Origin of the sequence: Rhizobium sp. 25PS6 (assembly GCF_032464655.1) — a bacterium.
Taxonomy (GTDB): domain Bacteria; phylum Pseudomonadota; class Alphaproteobacteria; order Rhizobiales; family Rhizobiaceae; genus Rhizobium; species Rhizobium laguerreae.
Genome location: NZ_JAWDIV010000084.1, coordinates 1 through 531, shown reverse-complemented (window position 1 = coordinate 531; position 531 = coordinate 1). Strand labels below are relative to the sequence as shown.

The following is a 531-nucleotide window of genomic DNA, read 5'->3' as shown; positions in this document are numbered from 1 at the left end:
CCGGGGTGGCGAAGGCACCATGCCCAACCTGATCCTCCAGCCGTCTTTGCGACTGCTCTTTTGCCGCTGGCCGGCGCTCGACATCTGGTCGGCCCACCAGGCAAGCGGCGATCTCGAACAGCTTGGCGGCATCAGAAGGCAACCGCAGCGGATCGCCTTGTGGCGGAACCGGGACAGCGTTCGCTTTCTCCGCCTCAACGGTGCCCATTACGCCTTTCTGCAGGTGCTGAAGAGCGGCCGCGGACTTGAACATGCCGTCAAGAAAGCTGCCGCGCGCGATCCGAATTTCGACCTCGTCGCCTCGCTCGGCGGTCTCTTTGCCGACGGACTCGTTACGCGCGTCCGCCACCAACCTGCAAACATCAACTGACAAGGAATGGATCGATGACCATGATGACCCCGACATCCATGCCCGAACGAGGCGGTTTCGCCGGCCTTTATTCGCAGGCGCTCCGACTGGCCTCATCCGTGCCGCTTTCGGCGGTGCAGTTCGTCGCGCGGCTGGCCGTTGCGAACGTGTTCTGGCAATCG

General features: G+C 63.3%; 1 pseudogene. It reads left to right on the top strand.

Annotation, left to right across the window (positions count from 1 at the left end):
• A pseudogene (locus RWK44_RS34945) lies at positions 1-370 on the top strand (DUF2063 domain-containing protein); the annotation flags it as partial.
• Positions 371-531: the final 161 nt, after the last annotated feature.